The organism is Azotobacter bryophylli (genome assembly GCF_042643485.1).
Taxonomy (GTDB): domain Bacteria; phylum Pseudomonadota; class Gammaproteobacteria; order Pseudomonadales; family Pseudomonadaceae; genus Azotobacter; species Azotobacter bryophylli.
The window spans coordinates 73,350-97,128 of the sequence record NZ_JBHRSJ010000016.1 but is presented as its reverse complement, the minus strand read 5'-3'; the positions used below and the strand labels follow the sequence as shown (position 1 = coordinate 97,128).

Sequence of the window (23,779 nt, the reverse complement as noted above, 5' to 3'; positions counted from 1 at the left end):
TGAGGATGCGACGATGCCTACTTCCGCGGACTCAGCGGTTGATCGAGCATCATGCGCAGCTCCTCTGCCTCTGCCTTGAATGGATCCTTGTTATTTTTGAATCATCCTAGCCACCCGGCGAGGGTAACCAAACGGCTGATTCCCAGAGAAGGCGAGAGATATGAAAAAGGGCGGATAGAACCGCCCTTTTTCACGATACAAGTGGACCGATACGACCTCAGGCGCTCGCCTGGCCTTCGGCCAGGAAGAACCAAGTATCCAGAACCGAGTCCGGATTCAACGAAACGCTGTCGATCCCCTGCTCCATCAGCCACTTGGCCAGATCCGGATGATCGGAAGGCCCCTGACCGCAGATGCCGACATACTTGCCTGCCTTCTTGCAAGCCTGGATCGCATTGGCCAGCAGTTTCTTCACGGCCGGATTACGCTCGTCGAACAGATGGGCGACGATGCCCGAGTCCCGATCCAGTCCCAGCGTCAGCTGGGTCAGGTCGTTGGAACCGATGGAGAAGCCATCGAAATATTCGAGGAACTCATCAGCCAGCAGCGCGTTGGAGGGCAATTCGCACATCATGATCACGCGCAGACCATTCTCGCCACGCTTGAGGCCATGACTGGCGAGCAGATCGACCACCTGATTGGCCTCGCCCAGCGTACGAACGAAGGGAATCATGATCTCGACGTTGGTCAGCCCCATCTCATTGCGAACCTTCTTCATAGCCCGGCACTCGAGCTCGAAGCAGTCCCGGAAGGATTCGCTGATGTAACGGGAAGCACCGCGGAAGCCGAGCATGGGGTTCTCTTCTTCCGGCTCATAGAGCTTGCCGCCGATCAGGTTCGCATACTCGTTGGACTTGAAGTCCGACATGCGCACGATGACCTTCTTCGGCCAGAAGGCTGCGGCCAGGGTGCTGATCCCCTCCACCAGCTTCTCGACGTAGAAACCGACCGGATCGTCGTAACCGGCGATCCGCTTCTCGACGCTGGCCTTGATATCGGCCGGCAAGCTGGAGAAGTTCAGCAGCGCCTTGGGGTGCACGCCGATCATACGGTTGATGATGAACTCCAGGCGGGCCAGACCGACGCCCTCGTTCGGCAACTGGGCGAAATCGAAGGCGCGATCCGGGTTCCCGACGTTCATCATGATCTTGAACGGCAACTGCGGCATCGCGTCGATGGAGTTCTTGCGGACATCGAAGCCCAGCTGGCCTTCGAAGATATAGCCGGTGTCGCCCTCGGCGCAGGACACGGTGACGCCCTGACCGTCCTTCAGAACCTGGGTGGCGTTGCCGCAACCGACCACTGCCGGGATGCCCAATTCGCGGGCGATGATCGCCGCATGGCAGGTACGGCCGCCACGGTTGGTGACGATGGCGCTGGCACGCTTCATGATCGGCTCCCAGTCGGGGTCGGTCATGTCGGACACCAGCACGTCGCCCGGCTGAACCTTGTCCATCTCGGCGATGTCATGGATCACCTTGACCGGACCGGCGCCGATACGCTGGCCGATGGCACGGCCTTCGACCAGGACATTGCCCTTCTCCTTCAGCAGGTAGCGCTCCATGACGGTGGCGCTGGCGCGGCTCTTCACGGTTTCGGGACGGGCCTGGACGATATAGAGCTTGCCATCGTCGCCATCCTTCGCCCATTCGATATCCATCGGGCGACCGTAGTGCTTTTCGATGATCAGCGCCTGGCGGGCCAGGTCGGAGACCTCCTCGTCGCTGACGCAGAAGCGGGCGCGATCGGCACGGTCCACTTCGACGGTTTTCACCGACCTGCCGGCTTTCGCCTCTTCGCCATAAACCATCTTGATCGCTTTGCTGCCCAGGTTGCGACGCAGGATGGCCGGACGGCCCGCTTCCAGAGTCGGCTTGTGGACATAGAACTCATCGGGGTTCACGGCGCCCTGCACGACCGTTTCGCCAAGACCGTAGGCACCGGTGATGAACACCACTTCACGGAAGCCCGATTCGGTGTCCAGGGTGAACATCACCCCGGCCGTGCCGGTTTCCGAGCGCACCATGCGCTGCACGCCAGCCGACAGGGCGACCAGCTTGTGGTCGAAGCCCTGGTGAACGCGATAGGCGATCGCGCGGTCGTTGAACAGAGACGCGAACACTTCCTTGGTCGCCCGAATGACGTTGTCGACACCGCGAATATTCAGGAAGGTTTCCTGCTGGCCGGCGAACGATGCATCCGGCAGGTCTTCTGCGGTAGCGGAAGAACGCACCGCAACCGCCATGTGCTCGTTACCGCTCGACATTTCGGCGAAGGCCTTGCGGATATCGGCATCGAGTTGCGCCGGGAACTCGGCTTCCATCACCCACTGGCGAATCTGCGCGCCCGTCTTGGCCAGCGCATTGACATCGTCCACGTCCAGTACATCGAGTGCGGCGTGAATGCGATCGTTCAGGCCGCTCTGTTCCAGGAAGTCACGGTAGGCCTGGGCAGTGGTAGCGAACCCGCCGGGAACCGACACGCCGGCACCCGACAGGTTGCTGATCATTTCGCCCAAGGATGCGTTTTTGCCCCCTACTCGTTCCACATCGTGGACACCGAGCTTATCAAGGGAAACTACGTACTCTACCAAGATGAATTCTCCACTAGGGGTAGAGCAAGCGCAGGCGGACATCCCGCTCGATTCTGGCTTGCCCCATAGAAATGAGTGACAATCCCCGCGCCAGAGGGCGCCGGGCATTGCCTGGCCTATGATAGCTTATCTAACGACTTTTTCTTAAGGCCAACGGCGCATGAAACGAACCGCTTTTTTCATTTCCGACGGTACCGGTATCACTGCGGAAACCCTCGGCCAGAGCCTGTTGGCGCAATTCGAGAACATTTCCTTCACCAAGCTCACCCGGCCGTATATCGATACTGCGGAAAAAGCGCGCGCCATAGTGCAGCAAATCAACCAGGCGGCCGAACGGGATGGCGCTCGACCGATCATCTTTGACACTATAGTCAATCAGGAAATCCGCGACGTACTGGCCGAGTCCGATGGATTCATGATCGATATTTTCTCGACCTTCCTGGCGCCGCTGGAGCACGAACTCACGTCCCATTCCTCCTACACGGTGGGCAAGTCGCACTCCATCACCCACAACACGAACTACATGGAGCGAATCGAGGCGGTCAATTTCGCCCTGGACAACGACGACGGCGCCAGAACCCACTACTACGACAAAGCCGATCTGATCCTGGTCGGCGTCTCCCGCTGCGGAAAAACCCCCACCTGCCTTTACATGGCCATGCAGTACGGCATCCGTGCAGCCAACTACCCACTCACCGAGGAAGACATGGAGCGTCTCCAGCTGCCGAACGCTCTCAAGCCCTACAGGGACAAGCTCTTCGGTCTGACCATAGACGCAGAACGCCTGACCGCCATCCGCAACGAGCGCAAACCCAACAGCCGCTATTCGAGTTTCGCCCAATGCGAATTCGAAGTACGCGAGGTGGAGAACCTCTTCCGTCGGGAAAACATACCGCACCTCAACTCCACCCATTTCTCCGTGGAAGAGATTTCCGCGAAGATCCTCGTCGAGAAGGGCGTCGAACGGCGCCTTAAGTAGTTCCCCATGCGCTCGGGCCCACGCAGGGCCCGGTCCTCGTGCCCTAGATCATGAACAGATCCATGAAACGGTGAACCGGGGTACGTTCCAGAGCGACCTGATCCCTGCATAGATCCAGAAGCTGCGCGCAGCGTCGTTCGACGAAGCGGGTGGACAGATTGGTCTTGAACTTCTCCTCCAGCAGCGGGATGCCCTCGGCGCGGCGTCGCCGATGGCCGATCGGGTACTCGACGGCGACCTTCTCGGTGCTGCTGCCGTCCCGGAAGAAAACCTGTACGGCGTTGGCGATGGAGCGTTTGTCCGCCTTGAGGTATTCGCGCGTATAACGCTCGTCCTCGACGACTTCCATCTTGGCGCGTAGCTCGTCGATGATCGGATGGGCCTCATGGAACGCATCCTCATAGTGCTCCGCCATGAGGTTGCCGAAAGCCAGGGAGACGGCGGTCATGTATTGGATGCAATGGTCCCGATCAGCCGGGTTGGTCAATTCGCCAACCTTGGAGATGATGCGGATCGCCGATTCCTGGGTGGCGATGACAATTTTGGCGATCTCGTGAAGCCGATCCTTGACCTGCGGGTAGAGGCTGACCGCAGCCTCGCAAGCGGTTTGCCCATGGAATTCGGCCGGGAAGCTGATCTTGAACAGCACGTTTTCCATCACGTAGGTGCCGTAGCCCTGCGAAAAGCTGAACTGGCACCTGTCCGCCGGCTTGGTTTCGAGATCACTGTTGGTATGGCTGAACAGCACGTCGTAGAACCCCCATTGCCGCGCCGTCAGTACGCTGGGTATCCCCATCTCACCGCGCATGGCGATATCGGCCAGGCGCACGCCTCGGCTGGAGGCATCGCCGGCGGCCCAGGACTTGCGGGAACCGGCATTCGGCGCATGGCGGTAAGTGCGTAGCGCCTGACCATCGACGAAGGTATGCGACAGAGCGGAAAGCAGTTGCTCTCGATCGGCCCCCATCAGCTTGGCGCACACCGCAGTGGAAGCCACCTTGACCAACAGGACGTGGTCGAGACCGACGCGGTTGAAGGAATTCTCCAAGGCGATCACGCCCTGGATCTCATGAACCTTGATCATGGATTCCAGCACGACGCGCATCGTCAGTGGAGCCTCGCCCGCCGCCACGCGCTTCTGCGACAGATGATCGGCCACAGCCAGAATGCCGCCGAGGTTGTCCGACGGGTGCCCCCACTCGGCGGCCAGCCAGGTGTCGTTGTAATCCAGCCAGCGCACGGTGCAGCCGATGTCCCAGGCGGCCTTCACCGGGTCGAGGCGAAAACAGGTACCCGGTACCCGAGCGCCATGGGGCACGACCGTACCCTCGACGATCGGACCAAGATGCTTGGTGCATTCGGGAAAGCGCAGCGCCAGAAGACCGCATCCCAGGGTGTCCATCAGACAGTAGCGGGCAGTGCTCAGCGCCTCGGCAGACTCGACCCGATAGTCCAGAACATAATCGGCTATATCCTGCAGGACACGGTCGTAATCGGGGCGGATATTGAGATCGACGGTGGCGGACATGCGGGCTTCTCCGGCAACGGGTGGGAGAAAGCTTAGCCACCGAAACAAAAAGCCTCTGCTGCCAGTCGACAGCAGAGGCTTGGCGGGAGTTGCGCCAGGTGCCTCAGAAGGTATCGCCGGGCACCCGGACCCAACCTTCCATCATCACGCGGGCGCTGCGGCTCATCACCGCCTTGGTGGCGGTCCACTCGCCGCCGACGATCTCGGCCGCCGCACCGACGCGCAGGGTGCCGGACGGATGGCCGAAGGTGACCGCCTCGCGCTGACCGCCGCCTGCAGCCAGGTTGACCAGAGTGCCCGGTACCGCCGCGGCAGTGGCGATGGCGACCGAGGCGGTGCCCATCATGGCGTGGTGCAGCTTGCCCATCGACAGCGCGCGCACCAGCACGTCGACGTCCGCCGCCTTGATCTGCTTGCCGCTGGAGGCGACGTAGTCAGCCGGCGGCGCGACGAAGGCGATCTTCGGCGTGTGCTGACGGGCGGCGGCTTCGGAGATATCCGAAATCAGGCCCATCTTCAGCGCACCGTAGGCACGCATGGTCTCGAAGCGCGCCAGCGCCTCGGCATCAGAGTTGATGTCCTTCTGCAGCTCGGTGCCGGTGTAGCCGATATCGGCGGCGTTGAGGAAGATGGTCGGGATGCCGGAGTTGATCATGGTGGCCTTGAAGGTGCCGATGCCCGGCACTTCCAGCTCGTCCACCACGTTGCCGGTAGGGAACATCGAGCCTTCGCCGTCGGCCGGGTCCATGAACTCGATGACCACCTCGGCGGCCGGGAAGGTCACGCCGTCCAGCTCGAAGTCGCCGGTTTCCTGCACTTCGCCGTTGGTGATCGGCACGTGGGCGATGATGGTCTTGCCGATGTTCTTCTGCCAGATGCGCACGGTGCAGATGCCGTTCTGCGGGATGCGCGAGGAATCGACCAGACCGCCGCTGATGGCGAAGGCGCCGACCGCCGCGGTCAGGTTGCCGCAGTTGCCGGACCAGTCGACGAACGCCTTGTTGATCGCTACCTGACCGAACAGGTAGTCGACGTCGTGATCCGGCTGCTCGCTCTTGGCGACGATCACGGTCTTGGAGGTGGAGGAAGTGGCGCCACCCATGCCGTCGATCTGCTGGCCGTACGGATCGGGGCTGCCGATCACGCGCAGCAGCAGCTTGTCGCGGGCTTCGCCCGGCACCTGGCAGGGTGCGGGCAGATCCTGCAGGCGGAAGAACACACCCTTGCTGGTACCGCCGCGCATGTAGGTGGCAGGAATCTTGATCTGGGGTACGTGAGCCATGGGAATCTCGTCCTCATGAAGCCGAGCCGCCGGATGGCGGCTCGGAAGTGGTAATGCGCAAATTGCCGACCCGCTACGCGAAGCGGGTCGGCACGGCACCTCAGGCCTGGCCGAGGAAGTCCTTGGCGAAGCGCTGCAGCACGCCGCCGGCCTTGTACACGCTCACCTCGGCGGCGGTGTCGAGACGGCAGGTCACCGGTACCTCGGTCACTTCACCGTTCTTGCGATGGATGACCAGGGTCAGATCGCAGCGCGGCGACAGCTCGCCCTTGATGTCGTAGGTCTCGGTACCGTCGAGGCCCAGGGTCAGGCGGGTGGTGCCCGGCTTGAACTCGACCGGCAGCACGCCCATGCCGACCAGGTTGGTACGGTGGATGCGCTCAAAGCCTTCGGCGACGATCACTTCCACGCCGGCCAGACGCACGCCCTTGGCCGCCCAGTCGCGCGAGGAGCCCTGACCGTAGTCGGCGCCGGCGACGATGATCAGGTTCTGCTTGCGGTTCATGTAGGTTTCGATGGCTTCCCACATGCGCATGACCTTGCCTTCCGGCTCGACGCGGGCCAGCGAACCCTTCTTCACCTGGCCATCGACCACGGCCATCTCGTTGACCAGCTGCGGGTTGGCGAAGGTGGCGCGCTGCGCGGTCAGGTGGTCGCCGCGGTGGGTGGCGTAGGAGTTGAAGTCCTCCTCCGGCAGACCCATCTTGGCCAGGTACTCACCGGCTGCCGAGTTCGCCAGGATCGCGTTGGACGGCGACAGGTGGTCGGTGGTGATGTTGTCCGGCAGGATCGCCAGCGGACGCATGCCCTTGAGGGTACGTTCGCCGGCCAGCGCGCCTTCCCAGTACGGCGGGCGACGGATGTAGGTGGACATCGGGCGCCAGTCGTACAGCGGGCTCTTCGCCTCTTCCACGCTGCCCAGGTCGAACATCGGGATGTAGACCTGCTTGAACTGCTCCGGCTTCACGCTGGCGGCAACAATGGCGTCGATTTCCTCGTCGCTTGGCCACAGATCCTTCAGGGTGATGGCCTTGCCGTCCTTGTCATAGCCCAGCGCGTCCTGCTCGATATCGAAGCGCACGGTGCCGGCCAGGGCGTAGGCGACCACCAGCGGCGGCGAGGCTAGGAAGGCCTGCTTGGCGTACGGGTGGATGCGGCCGTCGAAGTTGCGGTTGCCGGACAGTACGGCGGTAGAGTACAGGTCGCGATCGATGATTTCCTGCTGGATCTTCGGATCCAGGGCGCCGGACATGCCGTTACAGGTGGTGCAGGCGTAGGCGACGATGCCGAAGCCCAGCTTCTCCAGCTCCGACAGCAGGCCGGCCTCTTCCAGGTACAGCTTGGCGACCTTGGAGCCCGGGGCGAAGGAGGTCTTCACCCACGACTTGCGCACCAGACCCAACTCGTTGGCCTTCTTGGCCAGCAGACCTGCGGCGATCACGTTGCGCGGGTTGGAGGTATTGGTGCAGCTGGTGATGGCGGCGATGATCACCGCGCCGTCCGGCAGCAGGCCTTCGGCCTCCTCGGCACGGGCCTCGGCCAGCTTGGCCTCGTCGGCGATGCCGCGCTCGTGCAGGGCGGAGGTCGGCAGGCGACGGTGCGGATTGCTCGGCCCGGCCATGTTGCGCACGACGGTGGACAGGTCGAACTCCAGCACGCGCTCGTACTCGGCGCCTTGCAGAGCGGTAGCCCACAGGCCGGTGGTCTTGGCGTACTGCTCGACCAGGGCGACCTGCTCCGGCTCGCGACCGGTCAGCTTGAGGTAGTCGATGGTCTGCTGGTCGATGTAGAACATCGCCGCGGTGGCGCCGTACTCCGGGCACATGTTGGAGATGGTCGCGCGGTCGCCGATCGACAGGCTGTCGGCACCCTCGCCGAAGAACTCGACGTAAGCGCCCACCACGCGCTCCTTGCGCAGGAACTCGGTCAGGGCCAAGACGATGTCGGTGGCGGTGATGCCGGGCTGGCGCTTGCCGGTCAGCTTGACGCCGACGATGTCGGGCAGACGCATCATGGACGGATGGCCGAGCATCACGGTTTCGGCTTCCAGGCCACCGACGCCGATGGCGATCACGCCGAGCGCGTCGACGTGCGGGGTGTGCGAGTCGGTACCCACGCAGGTGTCCGGGAAGGCTACGCCTTCGCGGGCCTGGATCACCGGCGACATCTTCTCCAGGTTGATCTGGTGCATGATGCCGTTGCCGGCCGGAATCACGTCGACGTTCTTGAACGCGGTGCGAGTCCAGTTGATGAAGTCGAAGCGGTCGGCGTTACGGCGATCCTCGATGGCACGGTTCTTCTCGAAGGCATCCGGATCGAAGCCCGGCGCTTCCACGGCCAGCGAGTGGTCGACGATCAGTTGGGTCGGCACCACCGGGTTGACCTTCGACGGGTCGCCACCCTGCTCGGCGATGGCGTCGCGCAGACCGGCCAGGTCGACCAGCGCGGTCTGGCCGAGGATGTCATGGCAGACCACACGGGCCGGGTACCACGGGAAGTCCAGGTCGCGCTTGCGCTCGATCATCTGCTTCAGCGAGTCGGTCAGCGCGGCCGGCTCGCAGCGGCGCACCAGCTGCTCGGCCAGCACGCGGGAAGTGTAGGGCAGCTTGTCGTAGGCGCCGGGCTGGATGGCCTCGACCGCTTCGCGGGTATCGAAGTAGTCCAGCTGGGTGCCCGGCAGATGCTTGCGGTATTGGCTATTCATGTTACTGACGCTCCCGGAGCGGGACGAATTTGAGGTTTTCCGGACCGACGTAGTTGGCGCTCGGGCGAATGATCTTGCCGTCGACGCGCTGCTCGATGACATGCGACGACCAGCCGGAAGTACGAGCGATCACGAACAGCGGAGTGAACATGGCGGTGGGCACGCCCATCATGTGGTAGCTGACGGCGCTGAACCAGTCGAGGTTGGGGAACATCTTCTTGATGTCCCACATCACGCTCTCGAGACGCTCGGCGATGTCGTACATCTTGGTGTTGTTCTGCTCGACGCTGAGTTCGCGAGCGACTTCCTTGATCACCTTGTTGCGCGGGTCGGCGACGGTGTACACCGGGTGACCGAAGCCGATCACGACTTCCTTGCGCTCGACGCGGGTACGGATGTCGGCCTCGGCCTCTTCCGGGTTGTCGTAGCGTTTCTGGATCTCGAAGGCCACCTCGTTGGCACCGCCGTGCTTAGGACCACGCAGGGCGCCGATGGCGCCGGTGATGCAGGAGAACATGTCGGAGCCGGTGCCGGCGATCACACGGGAGGTGAAGGTCGAAGCATTGAACTCGTGCTCCGCGTAGAGGATCAGCGAGGTGTGCATGGCGCGGACCCAGGAGTCGCGCGGCTTCTCGCCGTGCAGCAGATGCAGGAAGTGGCCGCCGATGGAGTCGTCGTCGGTTTCCACTTCGATGCGCTTGCCGTTGTGGCTGAAGTGGTACCAGTACAGCAGCATGGAGCCCAGGGAAGCCATCAGCTTGTCGGCGATGTCGCGGGCGCCCGGATGGTTGTGGTCGTCCTTCTCCGGCGACAGGCAGCCGAGCACGGACACGCCGGTACGCATCACGTCCATCGGGTGGGCCGAGGGTGGCAGCTGCTCGAGGGCTGCCTTCACGCCGGCCGGCAGGCCGCGCAGGGACTTGAGCTTGGCCTTGTAGGCCGCCAGCTCCGGCACGGTCGGCAGCTTGCCGTGCACCAGCAGGTGGGCGATCTCTTCGAATTCGCAGGTGGTGGCGACATCAAGGATGTCATAGCCGCGGTAGTGCAGGTCATTGCCGCTGCGACCAACGGTACACAGGGCGGTGTTGCCTGCGGCGGTGCCACTCAGGGCCACGGACTTCTTCGGCTTGAAGCCGACGGTGGTGGTTTCTGCGGTAGAGCTCATCGCTCGGTTCTCCTAAATCCGGTTGAGTGTTTCTCTTGTTCTGTACCCGGAGCCGGCCCTGCACAGGCCGGCCCGGGTGTCGGTCATTTCTTGGCTGCAAACAGCGCGTCGAGCTTCTGCTCAAAGGCGTGGTAACCGATGCGATCGTACAGCTCCGCGCGGGTCTGCATCAGATCGACGACTTCCTTCTGATGGCCGTTCTGGCGGATCGAGGTGTAGACGGCTTCGGCAGCCTTGTTGGCGGCACGGAAGGCGGACAGCGGATAGAGCTGGACGGCCACGCCGACCGAGGCCAGCTCGTCGCGCGAGAACAGCGGGGTGGCACCGAACTCGGTGATGTTGGCCAGCACCGGCACCTGCAGTGCATCGACGAAGCGCTTGTAGGTCGGCAGGTCGTAGGCCGCCTCGGCGAAGATGCCGTCGGCACCGGCCTCGACGTAGCGCTGGCAGCGCTCGATGGCGGCGTCCACGCCCTCGGCCTGGATGGCGTCGGTACGCGCGATCAGGAAGAAGTCCGGATCGGTCTTGGCGCCGGCAGCAGCCTTGACGCGATCGACCATCTCCTCGCAGGAGACGATTTCCTTGCCCGGACGGTGGCCGCAACGCTTGGCGCCGACCTGGTCCTCGATGTGGGCGGCAGCGGCGCCGGCCTTGATCAGGCTCTTGACGGTACGCTCGATGTTGAAGGCGCTGGGACCGAAGCCGGTGTCGATGTCCACCAGCAGCGGCAGGTCGCAGACGTCGGTGATGCGGCGCACGTCGGTCAGCACGTCGTCCAGGGTGTTGATGCCCAGGTCAGGCAGACCCAGTGAGCCAGCGGCCACACCGCCACCGGACAGGTAGATCGCCTTGAAACCGGCGCGTTTGGCCAGCAGCGCGTGGTTGGCGTTGATCGCGCCGATCACTTGCAGCGGATGCTCGTTGGCGATGGCTTCGCGGAACAGCTGGCCGGGAGTCTTCTTGGTCATGACTTACCTCATTGCGTGGCGGTCTGGGTAGAGGCGCCCTGGAAGTGGCGCGCGATGTTGCGTTTGGAGGCGGCGATGTGCCGCCGCATCAGGAGCTCGGCCAGTTCGCCGTCACGGTCGGCGATGGCATCGAGAATTCGGTGATGTTCGTGGAAGGCCTGGCGAGGCCGATTGGGCGTGGAGGAGAACTGGATGCGATACATGCGCACCAGTTGATACATCTCTCCGCAAAGCATGCGCACCAGCGTCTGGTTGCCGCTGCCCTGGATGATCCGGTAATGGAAATCGAAGTCGCCTTCCTGCTGGTAGTAGCCGCGACCGGCCTGGAAGGCCTCGTCCCGCTCATGGGTATCTAGCACCCTGCGCAGCTCGTCCAGCTCGGCCAGCCCCATCCGCTCGGCAGCCAGCCGGCATGCCATGCCCTCCAGGGACTCGCGGATTTCGTACAGCTCAATCAGTTCCTGAGGACTGAGAGAAACCACCCTGGCGCCCACATGCGGCACCCGCACCAGCAGTTTCTGCCCTTCCAGGCGGTGTATGGCCTCGCGCAAGGGACCACGGCTGATGCCGTAGGTGCGAGCCAGTTCGGGTTCGGAGATCTTGCTGCCCGGAGCGATCTCCCCCCGCACTATCGCGGCCTGGATACAGCGGAAGACATGTTCCGAGAGCGTTTCGGAGTCATGCTGCAGTAAACTTGGCGAAATGGTGGCTTCGCGCATATTGTCGACACTTCTGAAAGTCACTGACCAGAAATTAGGATATAAGGCTTAAACTGTCAAACGATTCCAGATGGATTGTCGACACTATAACCTCTTCACAGACGCGTCACGTAAATCGGGCACTAACCTTTCGTCCAATAAAAGCCGTGCTAGAATGCCGGCCGCACGTACTGGCCAGAACCATCGTGCCAGGCTGCTGGATCCGTCCGACATAGATAGGCCTGGCCTGCTGATAGCGACACGCCTACAGGACTTATGAGATTCCAGCTCACAGCATTGCTCGCCTGCCTGCTGCTCATGCCCGGCCTACCCCACGCCGGCGAGAAGGCCACCTACGGATTGAACGAACAGGTCTGGCTGCCCGAATTGAGCCAGGCGGTCACAGCGAAGCTGGATACGGGAGCCCAAACCGCCTCGCTCAGCGCACGCGACATCAAGCGCTTCAAGCGAGACGGCCAAAACTGGGTTCGATTCTATCTGGCCATCGATGACAAGAAGACGCACCCCATCGAGCGTCCGCTGGCACGCATCAGCAAGATAAAGCGTCGCTCCGGCGACTATGACCCGGAAGAGGACAAGACCTACACGGCCCGCCCGGTCATAAAGCTCGACGTATGCATGGGCAAACGCCTGCGCAGCATCGAGGTGAACCTGACCGACCGCAGCGCCTTCCAATACCCGCTTTTGATCGGCTCCGACGCGCTCAGCCTCTTCGGTGCCCTGGTCGATCCGAGCATTAAATACGCAGCGGGCAAACCCGACTGCGCCACAGACGCAAACCCCGCCGAGTAATACGCATGCGCGCTCTCAACCTTCATCTGAAAATCCTGATCATCCTGCTGGTCAGCCTGGGTGTTCTGGTCACGGCCTATCAGATCTTCGTCCTGGGCATTCCGGTCACCGAGGATGAGACCGACGACCTGTGGAACATCGACGCTCGCGTCGAGTTTCAGGCCAATCCGCGCGAGCCCGTGAAGGTTCAGATGTTCGTTCCGCCGCTGACCCAGGACTACGTCAGCCTCAACGAGAGCTTCATTTCGAACAACTACGGCGTGAGCGTCAACCAGGTGGAGGGCAACCGCCGGGTAACCTGGTCGGCCCGGCGCGCCAAGGGCGAGCAGACCCTCTACTACCGCCTGGCGCTGACCAAGCGCTACAGCGGCGATCAACCCAAGCCCGAAGGCCCCATGTTCCGCGAGAGCATTCCGCTCGAAGGGGCCGAGAAGGTCGCTGCCGAAGCCTTGCTGGCACCGATCCGCGAACATTCGGCGGACGTGGAAACCTTCATCAGCGAGGCGATCAAGCGCGTCAACAACCTCAACGACGACAACGTCAAGCTGCTGATGGCAGGCGACACCTCCACCGGCAACAAGGCCCGGATCATCGAACTGCTGCTGTCCATCGCTCACGTACCGATGGAGCGCGTGCATACCCTGCGCCTGATCGCCGATCAGGCCGTCCGCCCCGAGCTCTGGCTGCGCAGCTTCAACGGGCAGAAGTGGCTGTATTTCAATCCCGACACCGGCGAACAAGGCCTGCCAGCCGACCGCCTGATCTGGTGGACCGGTGATGAGCCCCTGGTGAGCGTCGAAGGGGGCAAGTCGGCCCAGGTCAGCTTCACCCTCAACAACAGCGAGATGAACGCCATCGGTCTGGCCAAGATGACCGACCAGAACACCGATGCGGACTTCCTCGAATACACCCTCTATGGACTACCACTGGAAACCCAGCAGACCTACCAGATCATGATCATGATCCCCATCGGCGTATTGGTGATCCTGATTCTGCGCAACCTGATCGGCATCCAGACCCTAGGGACCTTCACGCCGGTGCTGATTGCCCTGGCGTTCCGTGAAACCCAGGTCGGCTTCGGCATCATCCTGTTCACCCTGATCACCGCCCTCGGCCTGTCGCTGCGCTCCTATCTGGAGCACCTCAAGCTGCAGATGCTGCCGCGCCTGTCCGTGGTATTGACCTTCGTCGTGGTGCTGATCGCGGTCATCAGCCTGCTGAGCCACAAGCTCGGCCTCGAGCGCGGCCTGTCGGTAGCCCTGTTCCCGATGGTGATCCTGACCATGACCATCGAACGCCTGTCGATCACCTGGGAAGAGCGTGGCGGCGGCCATGCTTTCAAGGTGGCACTGGGCACCCTCATCGCCGCCTCGCTGGCCCACATGCTGATGAACATCCCCCAGCTGACCTACTTCGTGTTCACCTTCCCGACCGTGCTGCTGATTCTGGTGGGCTTCATGCTGGCGATGGGTCGCTACCGCGGCTACCGTCTGACCGAGCTGTTCCGCTTCAAAGCCTTCCTGAAGGACTGAGCCGATGATGAACCTCTGGAAGACCTGGAAGGCCCTGGAAGCCAAGGGCATCATGGGCATCAACCGGCGCAATGCGGACTACGTGCTGAAGTACAACAAGCGCAGCCTGTACCCGATAGTGGATGACAAGATCCTGACCAAGGAGCGCGCCATCAAGGCCGGCATCCACGTGCCGGAGATGTACGGGATCATCTCGACCGAGAAGGAAATCGACAAGCTCGACGAGATCATCGCCGACCACAACGACTTCGTGATCAAGCCGGCGCAGGGCGCCGGCGGCGACGGCATTCTCGTCATCGCCGACCGCTTCGAGGGTCGCTTCAAAACCGTTTCCGGCAAGATCATCAGCCACGAGGAGATCGAACAGCAGATCTCCAGCATTCTTTCCGGCCTCTATTCATTGGGCGGCGGGCGCGACCGAGCACTGATCGAATACCGGGTGACCCCGGACCCGATCTTCAAGAGCATCAGCTACGAAGGGGTACCGGACATCCGCATCATCGTCCTGATGGGCTACCCGGTGATGGGCATGCTGCGTCTGCCGACCCGTCAGTCCAATGGCAAAGCCAACCTGCACCAGGGCGCGATCGGCGTAGGGGTCGACCTGGCCACCGGCATAACGCTGCGCGGCACCTGGCTGAACCAGAAGATCGCCAAGCACCCGGACACCACCAACGCGGTGGACGGCGTTCAGTTGCCCAACTGGGACGGCTTCATGAAGCTGGCAGCCGGCTGCTATGAGCTCTGCGGCCTCGGCTATATCGGCGTCGACATGGTACTAGACAAGGACAAGGGCCCTCTCATCCTCGAGCTCAACGCCCGTCCCGGTCTCAATATCCAGATCGCCAACAACTGCGGCCTGGCGCTTCGAACCCATGCGGTGGAGGCCCGCCTGGAAGAGCTGGCTAAACAGGACATCAAGGAAACCCCGGAAGAGCGCGTCCGCTTTTCCCAGCAGCAGTTCGGCCACGTACCAACCTCCCCCGCCAGCTGACTCCCCCTCGCAGGCTCATCGAAGGTGAGCCTGCCCCCGCACAATTCCCATCCTCACATTCAGGGCTCGCAGGCTCCCGGCTCGCGCTTATCCGATCTACAATCGGCCAATCCTCATTTCCGTATACGCCAATGCCCACCAGCAGTCTCATCCACCCTATTCCCTATAATCCCAACCCCACCCCGTATTTCGAGCGCATCCGCCATGCCCCCGGCGCGATCCTCTTCGACAGTGGCCGACCGACAGCCCAGCGGGGGCGCTACGACCTCCTCAGCGCCTGGCCGATCGCTCAATTCACCCCTACCCCCGGGGAGTCCGGCCAGGAATTTCTCCAGCGCTTGCGCCTCGCTATCGAAGACATGGGCTCGGACGAACATGAGGCTATGGGAGAGCTGCCTTTCGCCGGAGGACTGATGGGTTACCTCTCGTATGACTTCGGCCGGCGCCTCGAATGCCTGAGCGCCAATGCGGCAGACGACCTCGGTTTGGCCGATGCCTGCGTGGGCCTCTATGCCTGGGCGCTCATCAGCGATCACCAGCGCCAAACCACTCAACTGGTCTTCCACCCGAAACTGGACGAGAAAGAGCGGGAACGCCTACGGCTGCTGTTCAGCGACAGTCGAGATACCCCCACTGCTCCCGACGCTCCCTTCCGATTGACCGCCACTTTCACCGCAGACCTGGAGCGCGGTCGCTATCGCCAGGCCATCGAACTCATTCAGGCCTATATCCGGGCCGGGGACTGCTACCAGGTGAACTTCACCCAGCGCTTTCAGGCCACCTGCCAGGGTGCCCCCTTGGCCGCCTATCTGGCTCTGCGCAACGCCTGCCCTACTCCCTTCGCCGGCTTCCAGAGCCTGGGCGATGGCAGCGCCATCCTCAGCCTGTCACCCGAGCGCTTCATGCGCGTCAGCCGCGGCCAGGTCGAAACCCGGCCGATCAAGGGCACCCGCCCGCGCGGGCGCACCGCCCAAGAGGACCAGGCATTCGCCGACGAGCTTCTCGGTAGCAGCAAAGACAGAGCGGAAAACCTGATGATCGTCGATCTGTTACGCAACGATCTCAGCCGTAGCTGCCGGGCCGGGACGGTCCGGGTACCCGAGCTCTTCGCCTTGGAGAGCTACCCGAACGTCCATCATCTGGTCAGTTCGGTTGTCGGGACCCTCGACAGCGGCAAGGACGCGCTGGACCTGATCGCCGGCAGCTTTCCGGGCGGTTCGATTACCGGTGCACCGAAAATCCGCGCCATGCAGATAATCGACGAGCTGGAACCGACACGCCGATCCATCTACTGCGGCTCGCTGTTCTATCTGGACGTCCGAGGGGAGATGGACAGCTCAATCACCATCCGCACCCTACTGGTCAAGGATGGCAAGGTCAGCTGCTGGGGGGGCGGCGGCATCGTCGCCGACTCGGACTGGGAGGCGGAATACCAGGAATCCATTACCAAGGTGAAAACCCTCATGGATACGCTGGAAGGCCTTGAGAAACCTTTATAACGAAATAGAACTATCGACTCATAATTGGCTATTTAGCGGCATAATTCCCACTTTGCTAACATCCGCGGCTCTGAACAATCTGCGTGCCAAAGGAAGTCAGCCCGATGAATCAAGCCTTGAATGCCACTGAACTGGCGACTGCCTATGCTGGCAAATCGCCCCAGGAAATCCTGGAGTTCGCTTTCGAGCAGTTTGGCGACGACCTATGGATTTCCTTCAGCGGAGCCGAAGATGTGGTCTTGGTGGACATGGCCTGGAAGCTGAACAAGAACGTGAAGGTCTTCAGCCTGGACACCGGCCGTCTCCATGCCGAAACCTATCGCTTCATCGAGCGAGTTCGCGAGCATTACGGCCTGACCATCGAAATTCTCTCTCCGGACCCCGCCTTGCTCCAACCTCTGGCCACGGAAAAAGGCCTGTTCAGCTTCTATAAGGATGGCCATGGCGAGTGCTGCGGGATCCGCAAGATCGAGCCGCTCAAACGCAAGCTGTCCACCATCGGCGCCTGGGCAACGGGGCAACGGCGCGACCAGAGCCCGGGAACGCGCAGCCAGGTCGCCGTCATCGAGCTGGATAGTGCGTTCTCGCAACCGGATAAGCCTCTGTACAAATTCAATCCTCTCGCGCAGATGACCAGCGAGGAAGTGTGGGGCTATATCCGTATGCTGGAAATCCCCTATAACGCCCTGCACGAGCGAGGCTATATCAGCATCGGCTGCGAACCCTGCACCCGCCCGGTACTGCCCAACCAGCACGAGCGCGAAGGTCGCTGGTGGTGGGAAGAAGAAGCACACAAGGAGTGCGGCCTGCATGCCGGCAATCTGATTGCCAAGGGCTGAGTTTCATCCTCCGGGAGAGAGCGCAGGCCGCTCGCTGAAGCGAGCGGCCCCACTCAGTCGCCGGGCTTAGCCGAGCCTCAATAAACCGGCAGCTCCACGCCCTCGAAAAGCTCGTCCAGCTCGGCCTTGTTATGACACTGCATGGCCTTGGTCAAAACGTCGCGCGTGAGGTGCGGGGCAAACTGCTGGATGAAGTCGCACATGAATCCACGCAGGAAAGTCCCCCGCCGGAAACCAATCTTGGTTACGCTGGAAGCGAATAGATCACTGGCGTCCAGGGCCACCAGATCGCTATCGAGTTTCTCATCCACGGCCATCCGCGCCACGATCCCCACGCCGAGCCCGAGCCGCACGTAAGTCTTGATGACGTCGGCATCAGCGGCGGTGAACACCACCTTCGGCACCAGGCCGCGATTGCTGAAAGCCTCGTCCAACTTGGAACGCCCGGTGAAACCGAAGACGTAGGTCACGATCGGGTATTCCGCCACCGCTTCCAGCGTCAATTTGGGCAATTTGGTCAAAGGATGACCATGAGGCACCACCACACACCGGTTCCAGCGATAACAGGGCATCATGATCAGATCGCTGAACAATTCGAGCCCTTCGGTGGCAATCGCAAAATCGACCGTTCCGTCGGCAGCCATTTCGGCGATCTGCATCGGCGTGCCCTGATGCATGTGCAAGGCGACGTCCGGGTACTGCTTGATGAAGGAACTGATCACCTTGGGCAACGCATAGCGGGCCTGAGTGTGGGTCGTGGCGATGGATAGCGTGCCCTTTTTCTCGTTGGAGAATTCCTGGGCGATCTGTTTGATGCTCTCCACCTTGCGCAGGATCTCACCGGCGGTCGTGATGATCCGCTCACCTGCCGGCGTCACCCGGGTCAGATGCTTCCCACTCCGAGCGAACACCTCTACCCCCAGCTCGTCTTCGAGGAGGCGGATCTGCTTGCTGATACCGGGTTGCGAGGTGTACAGACTTTGCGCGGTGGCAGAAACATTGAGGTCGTGATGAGCCACTTCCCATATGTAACGCAGTTGCTGAAGCTTCATAACCCCCCCTCAAAGCGCAAAATAGCAGTACTGGCTGCCTTATAACTATTATTGATAGTTCATTGAATAAAGCTAGACACTTTTTGCTTTTCTGCATCCACTCTTCAGCTGGAACAGCCTTGTCTATGCTGGCTCGAAAGGGAGAAATGCTACTTGCGAGGCAAGCGGGAAATCAGGTGCCGGGGTCCGCACCTCCATCAGACCGCCTATCCAGGCACAGGCACCGTGTGTCCGTGTCAGATACAACAAATCGACCAATCCGCAGGTCCATATAGGTAAGTCCACCCTGCAAACGGGAGCATCCTATGTTCGAGCACGCGAGAACAGAGCCATCTGCCCCGACCTACAATCAACAACCGGACTCGGCGATAATCGTGCGAATGCCGGCTGCGGACTGGCAGCCCTCAGTTCCACCCCCCATCCGATTCTTTCGCCATCCGAGCGACATGCCGGTGAAGCTGATCCGGCGCAAGCAGGGATCCCTGCCCCGACACTGGCTGCATAGTGTCAGTCGCAGTGGTCTGGCCTGCTTTGCCTTGCGAAGTTATCGATTCGGCTGCTCGGTGGAGCTGCAAATCCCCGTGCTGGGCGAACAAGCCCGTTACCTGGGCGTCGTGATCTGGTGTCACAAGGTGCAACAGGGCTATCTGACTGGCGTGGCCTTTCTCGACGAGGAAACCCAGTTCCGCGCCCGCATGACCGAGCAGATCTGCCAGATTGAGCATTATCGCCGCCAACGCGAGAGGGCGCTGGGCGAACGCTTGCCCATCGAGTCTGTCGCCCAAGAGTGGGTCGCACAACACGCCGCCGAATTCGCCATGCCCATCTGACGCAGGCGCACTCCGCCTGCGTTAGAAATGCCCATTGTCGGCGTCGCGCATTACGCGTTAAGGTGCTAGCCTCACCGATGCCTCACTTTCAGTGGTCCACTGCGCAGGATGCTGGCGGCGGATGCTGTGACTTACCGAGTACCCTGATGGCCGATTTACCAATCAACGATCTCAATGTCGTATCCAATGACCCACTGATCACTCCGGAAGCGCTCAAGCGTGAAATTCCGCTGACCGACGCAGCCATGCGCACCGTAGCCCATGGCCGTGAGGTGATCTGCAACATTCTCGATGGCAAGGACCATCGACTTTTCGTCGTCGTCGGCCCCTGCTCGATCCATGACGTCAAGGCAGCGCACGAGTATGCGGAGCGCCTGAAGGTCCTGGCAGAAGAAGTCTCCGACAGCCTCTTCCTAGTGATGCGGGTCTATTTCGAGAAGCCGCGCACCACCGTTGGTTGGAAAGGGCTGATCAACGACCCATACTTGGATGACTCGTTCAAGATGCAGGACGGTCTACATATAGGTCGCCAGTTGCTGCTGGATCTGGCCGAAATGGGTTTACCGACCGCCGGCGAAGCTTTGGACCCGATCTCCCCGCAATACCTTCAGGATCTGTTCAGTTGGTCCGCGATTGGCGCACGCACCACGGAGTCCCAGACACACCGGGAGATGGCTTCCGGCCTGTCCTCGGCCGTCGGCTTCAAGAATGGCACCGATGGCAGCCTGACCGTAGCCATCAATGCACTGCAGTCCGTATCCAGGCCGCACCGCTTCCTCGGCATCAACCAGCAGGGTAGCGTCTCCATCGTTACCACTCGCGGCAATGCCTATGGACATGTGGTCCTGCGCGGCGGCAACGGCAAACCGAATTACGACTCGGTGAGTGTCGCTCTGTGCGAACAGGAACTGAGAAAAGCCGGCATACGCCCCAATATCATGGTGGACTGCAGCCACGCCAACTCCAACAAGGATCCGTCTCTGCAGTCCCTCGTTATCGACAATATTGCGAACCAGATCATCGAGGGCAATACCTCCATCGTCGGCCTGATGGTGGAAAGCAATCTCGACTGGGGCAACCAGTCGATCCCGAGCAACTTGGACGATCTGAAATACGGTGTCTCGGTCACTGACGCCTGCATCGATTGGGATACCACCGTCAAAGCGGTGCGCAGCATGCATGACAAGATCAAGGACATCTTGCCCAAACGCCAGAAAATCTGACATCAAAAGCAAAACGCCGGGTATACCCGGCGTTTTGCTTTAACAACCCTTCTGAGCTTCCCGTTGCTGACGCTCGATATAGCGCTCTACATAGGAACAGGAAGGAATCACCGTATAGCCCATACGTTCCGCATAATCCAAAGCCTCCGCCGCCAAGGCCGCCGCTATTCCTCGGCCACGCAGCGAAATCGGCACGTAAGTGCGATAGATATCCAGAGTCTGCTTGCCCAGATCCATATAGGCCAGATAGGCGCGATGCCCGTCCACCACAGCTTCGAATTGATGCCCTGCCCGGTCATGATGGATGGATAACGCCTCGCTCATCACGTCTCCCTCTACAGATCCTGATATGCCCGTACCTTAGCGTTCTTTACAATAGGATGGAACAGTCTGCACATCCCTTCCCCACAACTTGCAAAACATTACGCTTTTTGTGTAGCACGCCTTTATGCAATATGCCCGATGAACTGATGAGCAGCAGGGTTATTACTGACGCGCAAAGCTTCATAGGCCTCTAAGCAACTGAGAATTTGGATATTTTTTATACAAAATAGAAGAAATTCCGCTTCGGAGAGAAAAAAACAGCCGCCTCGTGCTCCGACTCAGTTTACTTACTAAAAGTTATAGGTACTATGTAGCTCGGCTAATTTCCCACCCATGGGAAATTGCTTTTTTAATTGAAAGCCCACCTTAAAAGGGGATTATGATGAACAACGTTCTGAAAATTTCTGCTCTGACTCTGGCCGCCATCCTGGCTACCGGCTGCAGCAGCGCCTCCAAAGAAACCGAAGCTCGCATCACTGCAACCGAAGATGCAGCTGCTCGCGCTCAGGCTCGTGCTGACGAAGCCTACCGCAAAGCTGACGAAGCTCTGGCTGCCGCTCAAAACGCTCAGCAAACTGCTGACGAAGCCAACGAGCGCGCCCTGCGCATGCTGGAAAAAGCCAGCCGCAAATAATTGTCTCTTCCGAGACGAAAAAAGCCGACCCGATAGGGTCGGCTTTTTTATTGCCTACTGATTACTGCAACCACTGAAGAACCGAAGAAGGCTGGAGCCCTCTCCGGAAGAACAGGAAAGTGATTAGAACTCCGTTACAGGGCTACTGGCTATCCCGGAATCGGGACCGGTCACATCCACAGGCAATCCGTCTTCGGCAGCTACGACTTCGCGCACCACCTCCCAATCCAGGCGCCGCTGATCCGGCAGATTGCTCTTCAGCAATTTGTTGACCAACGCGGCATGCTTGTCCACCACCGAATTGGCTTTGTCCTGCTCCCGCAGAGGAGGATGCACCTCCAGATAAACTTTCCCTTCCGAGACCCCGAACTTATAGGGCTCATCGATGATTCTCACTTTGGTCCCCACGGGAATCATTTTCGCGAGCTCCACGGCATTGTTATTCAACATACGGAAACAGCCATGACTGACCTGCATACCGATGCCGAACTTCTTGTTTGAGCCATGGATCAGATATCCATTGAAGCCAAGGGTCATCTTGACCGGCCCCAGAGGATTGTCAGGTCCCGGCGGGATCACGGTCGGTAGAGGATCTCCGTTTTCTGCATGCTCCTTGCGAATCGAGGCCGGCGGATACCAAGCGGGGTTCTCCACCTTGCCGGTGACCTTGGTCTCACCGAGAGGCGAGCCCCATCCCTCGCGTCCGACTCCCAGAGGGTAGGTGTAAACCACGTTCTTGTCTTTGGGGAAGTAATACATCCGGTACTCGGCCAGATTGATTACGACCCCTTCCCGCGGACCGGGAGGCAGAATGTATCGTGTCGGAAGAATGATCTCGGTACCGGCCCCAGGCAACCAAGGATCGACACCGGGGTTAGCCGATACCATCTCCGAGTAACCAAGATCGTTAGCCGTGGCGATGTCGGCAAAGGTGTCCTCGTACTGCGCCTTGATAACGCGCACCTCGCCGATGACATCCTCGCCCGGCGGGGGCAGAGGGAATTCGAGCGCGGATGAGGGAGCACTGAGAATCAGCGCGCAAAGAGAAAGAGAGCCAGCAACGACACGAACACGCGGGAACATTTGGACAATCCTTGGCGTGGGCAGGACACTAAAAATTGCAGATTGTACAGCATTGGCCCATTTAACCAAGAACCCAGGGAATCGACCAGCCGAGACAATCTCCGCGCCGCTGTGCCTCCAGCGCGGCGCGGCATGCTGGACAGAGCCGCCTATCGCGCAATCTGTCTCGGCTCAATTCGACCCAGCGTGGCTGGGCCGGTAACAAACCTCCGCACAGGGTTCGGTCGGCTTGGCCACCCAACTCCAATTGACGGCCGACAAGATGAAAGAGCACTTCACGGCAGGCGAACAGATCGAGCTGCTCATCAGGCTCGATCAAATAATAGGCATGCAAGGACCAGGAGGAACGCGGCATCTAAGGCTCCAAAACGGGGGCGCAACCTTAGCCGAAAGGGCTCTGCTGGAAAAGCCCGATCCCCGTTCTTAAAGCAGGGGCTCCAGGATGGGCCAGACGTTATCCAGCATTTTGACCTGAGCAGTCGCGGCGGGATGTATTCCATCCGGCTGCATCATTCCCGGCACGCCACCGACGCCTTCCAGAAAGAACGGCACCACGGGAACCTGCTTTTCCTCAGCGAGAGATGTGTAGACACGCGCGAAAGTTTGGTTGTAGCGTGGGCCATAATTGGGCGGTAGTTGCACTCCCAAGAGCATGACCCGTGCGCCGGCTGTGCGCGAGCGATCGATCATCGCTGCCAGATTCCGCTGCAGCTGAGCTGGCGACTGCCCTCGCAAACCATCATTGCCACCCAGCTCGATGATCACCAGCTGCGGATGATGGTTGGCCAGCAAAGCTGGAAGACGTGCCAGACCGCCCGCGCTGGTATCGCCGCTGATGGAAGCGTTCACCACCTGGTACTGCAGCCCTCGCTCGACAAGGCGCCTCTCCAGCAGAGCGACCCACCCCTGGCCGGTTTCCAGGCCGAAAGCGGCGCTGATACTATCACCGACGACCAGCAGGGTATCCGCCAAGGCGCCCTGTACCCAGAGCAGCGATGCCAGAGCACCGCCCAGCAACCAACCACGCATCGGATTCCCC

At 60.9% G+C, this 23,779-nt stretch carries 21 protein-coding genes; 9 read left to right on the top strand and 12 right to left on the bottom strand.

What is annotated here, in order from left to right; genetic code table 11:
• Positions 1–217 precede the first annotated feature (217 nt).
• Positions 218–2,593 carry a phosphoenolpyruvate synthase gene (gene ppsA, locus ACFOJE_RS09005; RefSeq protein ID WP_377814134.1) on the bottom strand — a complete coding sequence of 792 codons (2,376 nt, stop codon included), beginning with the start codon at positions 2,591–2,593 and terminating at the stop codon, positions 218–220.
• Positions 2,594–2,753: 160 nt separating this feature from the next.
• Here ppsA and ppsR point away from each other — a divergent pair, with 160 nt between their 5' ends.
• A complete protein-coding gene (gene ppsR, locus ACFOJE_RS09000) occupies positions 2,754–3,572 on the top strand; it encodes a posphoenolpyruvate synthetase regulatory kinase/phosphorylase PpsR (RefSeq protein WP_377813983.1) in 819 nt (272 codons plus the stop codon).
• 43 nt (positions 3,573–3,615) lie between these two features.
• On the opposite strand, the gene prpD is transcribed toward ppsR, so the two are convergent.
• The 6 genes from prpD to ACFOJE_RS08970 all read right to left on the bottom strand — a co-directional run bounded on the left by prpD (position 3,616) and on the right by ACFOJE_RS08970 (position 11,938).
• Positions 3,616–5,100 carry a 2-methylcitrate dehydratase gene (gene prpD, locus ACFOJE_RS08995; RefSeq protein WP_377813982.1) on the bottom strand — a complete coding sequence of 495 codons (1,485 nt, stop codon included), beginning with the start codon at positions 5,098–5,100 and terminating at the stop codon, positions 3,616–3,618.
• Positions 5,101–5,203: 103 nt separating this feature from the next.
• Positions 5,204–6,382, bottom strand: coding sequence for a 2-methylaconitate cis-trans isomerase PrpF (gene prpF / locus ACFOJE_RS08990; protein ID WP_377813981.1), 1,179 nt, complete (start codon positions 6,380–6,382; stop codon positions 5,204–5,206).
• Positions 6,383–6,482: 100 nt separating this feature from the next.
• Positions 6,483–9,086: a Fe/S-dependent 2-methylisocitrate dehydratase AcnD gene (acnD, locus tag ACFOJE_RS08985; protein WP_377813980.1), complete on the bottom strand. Its 2,604-nt coding sequence runs from the start codon at positions 9,084–9,086 to the stop codon at positions 6,483–6,485.
• A 1-nt stretch (position 9,087) separates the two neighbouring features.
• The gene (gene prpC / locus ACFOJE_RS08980; protein ID WP_377813979.1) at positions 9,088–10,251 is read right to left on the bottom strand and encodes a bifunctional 2-methylcitrate synthase/citrate synthase; all 1,164 of its coding nucleotides are present in this window, start codon (positions 10,249–10,251) and stop codon (positions 9,088–9,090) included.
• An 83-nt stretch (positions 10,252–10,334) separates the two neighbouring features.
• Positions 10,335–11,219, bottom strand: a complete 885-nt coding sequence (gene prpB / locus ACFOJE_RS08975; protein WP_377813978.1) for a methylisocitrate lyase — start codon at positions 11,217–11,219, stop codon at positions 10,335–10,337.
• Between the two features lie 8 nt (positions 11,220–11,227).
• Positions 11,228–11,938 carry a GntR family transcriptional regulator gene (locus ACFOJE_RS08970; protein WP_377813977.1) on the bottom strand — a complete coding sequence of 237 codons (711 nt, stop codon included), beginning with the start codon at positions 11,936–11,938 and terminating at the stop codon, positions 11,228–11,230.
• A 255-nt stretch (positions 11,939–12,193) separates the two neighbouring features.
• Between ACFOJE_RS08970 and rloA the strand changes: the two genes are divergently transcribed.
• The 5 genes from rloA (at position 12,194) to ACFOJE_RS08945 (ending at position 17,594) form a co-directional block, all read left to right on the top strand.
• A complete protein-coding gene (gene rloA / locus ACFOJE_RS08965; protein ID WP_377813976.1) occupies positions 12,194–12,730 on the top strand; it encodes a retropepsin-like aspartic peptidase RloA in 537 nt (178 codons plus the stop codon).
• Positions 12,731–12,735: 5 nt separating this feature from the next.
• Positions 12,736–14,262: an osmotic stress tolerance membrane protein RloB gene (gene rloB / locus ACFOJE_RS08960; protein WP_377813975.1), complete on the top strand. Its 1,527-nt coding sequence runs from the start codon at positions 12,736–12,738 to the stop codon at positions 14,260–14,262.
• Between the two features lie 4 nt (positions 14,263–14,266).
• On the top strand, positions 14,267–15,256 hold the full coding sequence (locus tag ACFOJE_RS08955; protein WP_377813974.1) for an alpha-L-glutamate ligase-like protein: 990 nt from the start codon (positions 14,267–14,269) through the stop codon (positions 15,254–15,256).
• 131 nt (positions 15,257–15,387) lie between these two features.
• Positions 15,388–16,755, top strand: a complete 1,368-nt coding sequence (gene pabB, locus ACFOJE_RS08950) for an aminodeoxychorismate synthase component I (RefSeq protein ID WP_377813973.1) — start codon at positions 15,388–15,390, stop codon at positions 16,753–16,755.
• Positions 16,756–16,859: 104 nt separating this feature from the next.
• Positions 16,860–17,594, top strand: coding sequence for a phosphoadenylyl-sulfate reductase (locus ACFOJE_RS08945; protein WP_377814133.1), 735 nt, complete (start codon positions 16,860–16,862; stop codon positions 17,592–17,594).
• A 77-nt stretch (positions 17,595–17,671) separates the two neighbouring features.
• Here ACFOJE_RS08945 and cysB read toward each other — a convergent pair whose 3' ends face one another.
• Positions 17,672–18,646: an HTH-type transcriptional regulator CysB gene (gene cysB, locus ACFOJE_RS08940; RefSeq protein WP_377813972.1), complete on the bottom strand. Its 975-nt coding sequence runs from the start codon at positions 18,644–18,646 to the stop codon at positions 17,672–17,674.
• Between the two features lie 305 nt (positions 18,647–18,951).
• On the opposite strand from cysB, the gene ACFOJE_RS08935 reads away from it, so the two are divergent.
• Both ACFOJE_RS08935 and ACFOJE_RS08930 read left to right on the top strand, forming a co-directional pair.
• The gene (locus ACFOJE_RS08935; protein ID WP_377813971.1) at positions 18,952–19,476 is read left to right on the top strand and encodes a PilZ domain-containing protein; all 525 of its coding nucleotides are present in this window, start codon (positions 18,952–18,954) and stop codon (positions 19,474–19,476) included.
• Between the two features lie 146 nt (positions 19,477–19,622).
• Positions 19,623–20,699 carry a 3-deoxy-7-phosphoheptulonate synthase gene (locus tag ACFOJE_RS08930; protein ID WP_377813970.1) on the top strand — a complete coding sequence of 359 codons (1,077 nt, stop codon included), beginning with the start codon at positions 19,623–19,625 and terminating at the stop codon, positions 20,697–20,699.
• 39 nt (positions 20,700–20,738) lie between these two features.
• On the opposite strand, the gene ACFOJE_RS08925 is transcribed toward ACFOJE_RS08930, so the two are convergent.
• A complete protein-coding gene (locus ACFOJE_RS08925; protein WP_377813969.1) occupies positions 20,739–21,023 on the bottom strand; it encodes a GNAT family N-acetyltransferase in 285 nt (94 codons plus the stop codon).
• A gap of 382 nt (positions 21,024–21,405) precedes the next feature.
• Here ACFOJE_RS08925 and ACFOJE_RS08920 point away from each other — a divergent pair, with 382 nt between their 5' ends.
• Positions 21,406–21,657: an Lpp/OprI family alanine-zipper lipoprotein gene (locus ACFOJE_RS08920; RefSeq protein ID WP_377813968.1), complete on the top strand. Its 252-nt coding sequence runs from the start codon at positions 21,406–21,408 to the stop codon at positions 21,655–21,657.
• Between the two features lie 123 nt (positions 21,658–21,780).
• Here ACFOJE_RS08920 and ACFOJE_RS08915 read toward each other — a convergent pair whose 3' ends face one another.
• The 3 genes from ACFOJE_RS08915 to ACFOJE_RS08905 all read right to left on the bottom strand — a co-directional run bounded on the left by ACFOJE_RS08915 (position 21,781) and on the right by ACFOJE_RS08905 (position 23,769).
• The gene (locus ACFOJE_RS08915) at positions 21,781–22,740 is read right to left on the bottom strand and encodes a L,D-transpeptidase family protein (RefSeq protein WP_377813967.1); all 960 of its coding nucleotides are present in this window, start codon (positions 22,738–22,740) and stop codon (positions 21,781–21,783) included.
• Between the two features lie 61 nt (positions 22,741–22,801).
• A complete protein-coding gene (locus ACFOJE_RS08910; protein ID WP_377813966.1) occupies positions 22,802–23,095 on the bottom strand; it encodes a hypothetical protein in 294 nt (97 codons plus the stop codon).
• Between the two features lie 68 nt (positions 23,096–23,163).
• On the bottom strand, positions 23,164–23,769 hold the full coding sequence (locus tag ACFOJE_RS08905) for an arylesterase (protein WP_377814132.1): 606 nt from the start codon (positions 23,767–23,769) through the stop codon (positions 23,164–23,166).
• Positions 23,770–23,779: the final 10 nt, after the last annotated feature.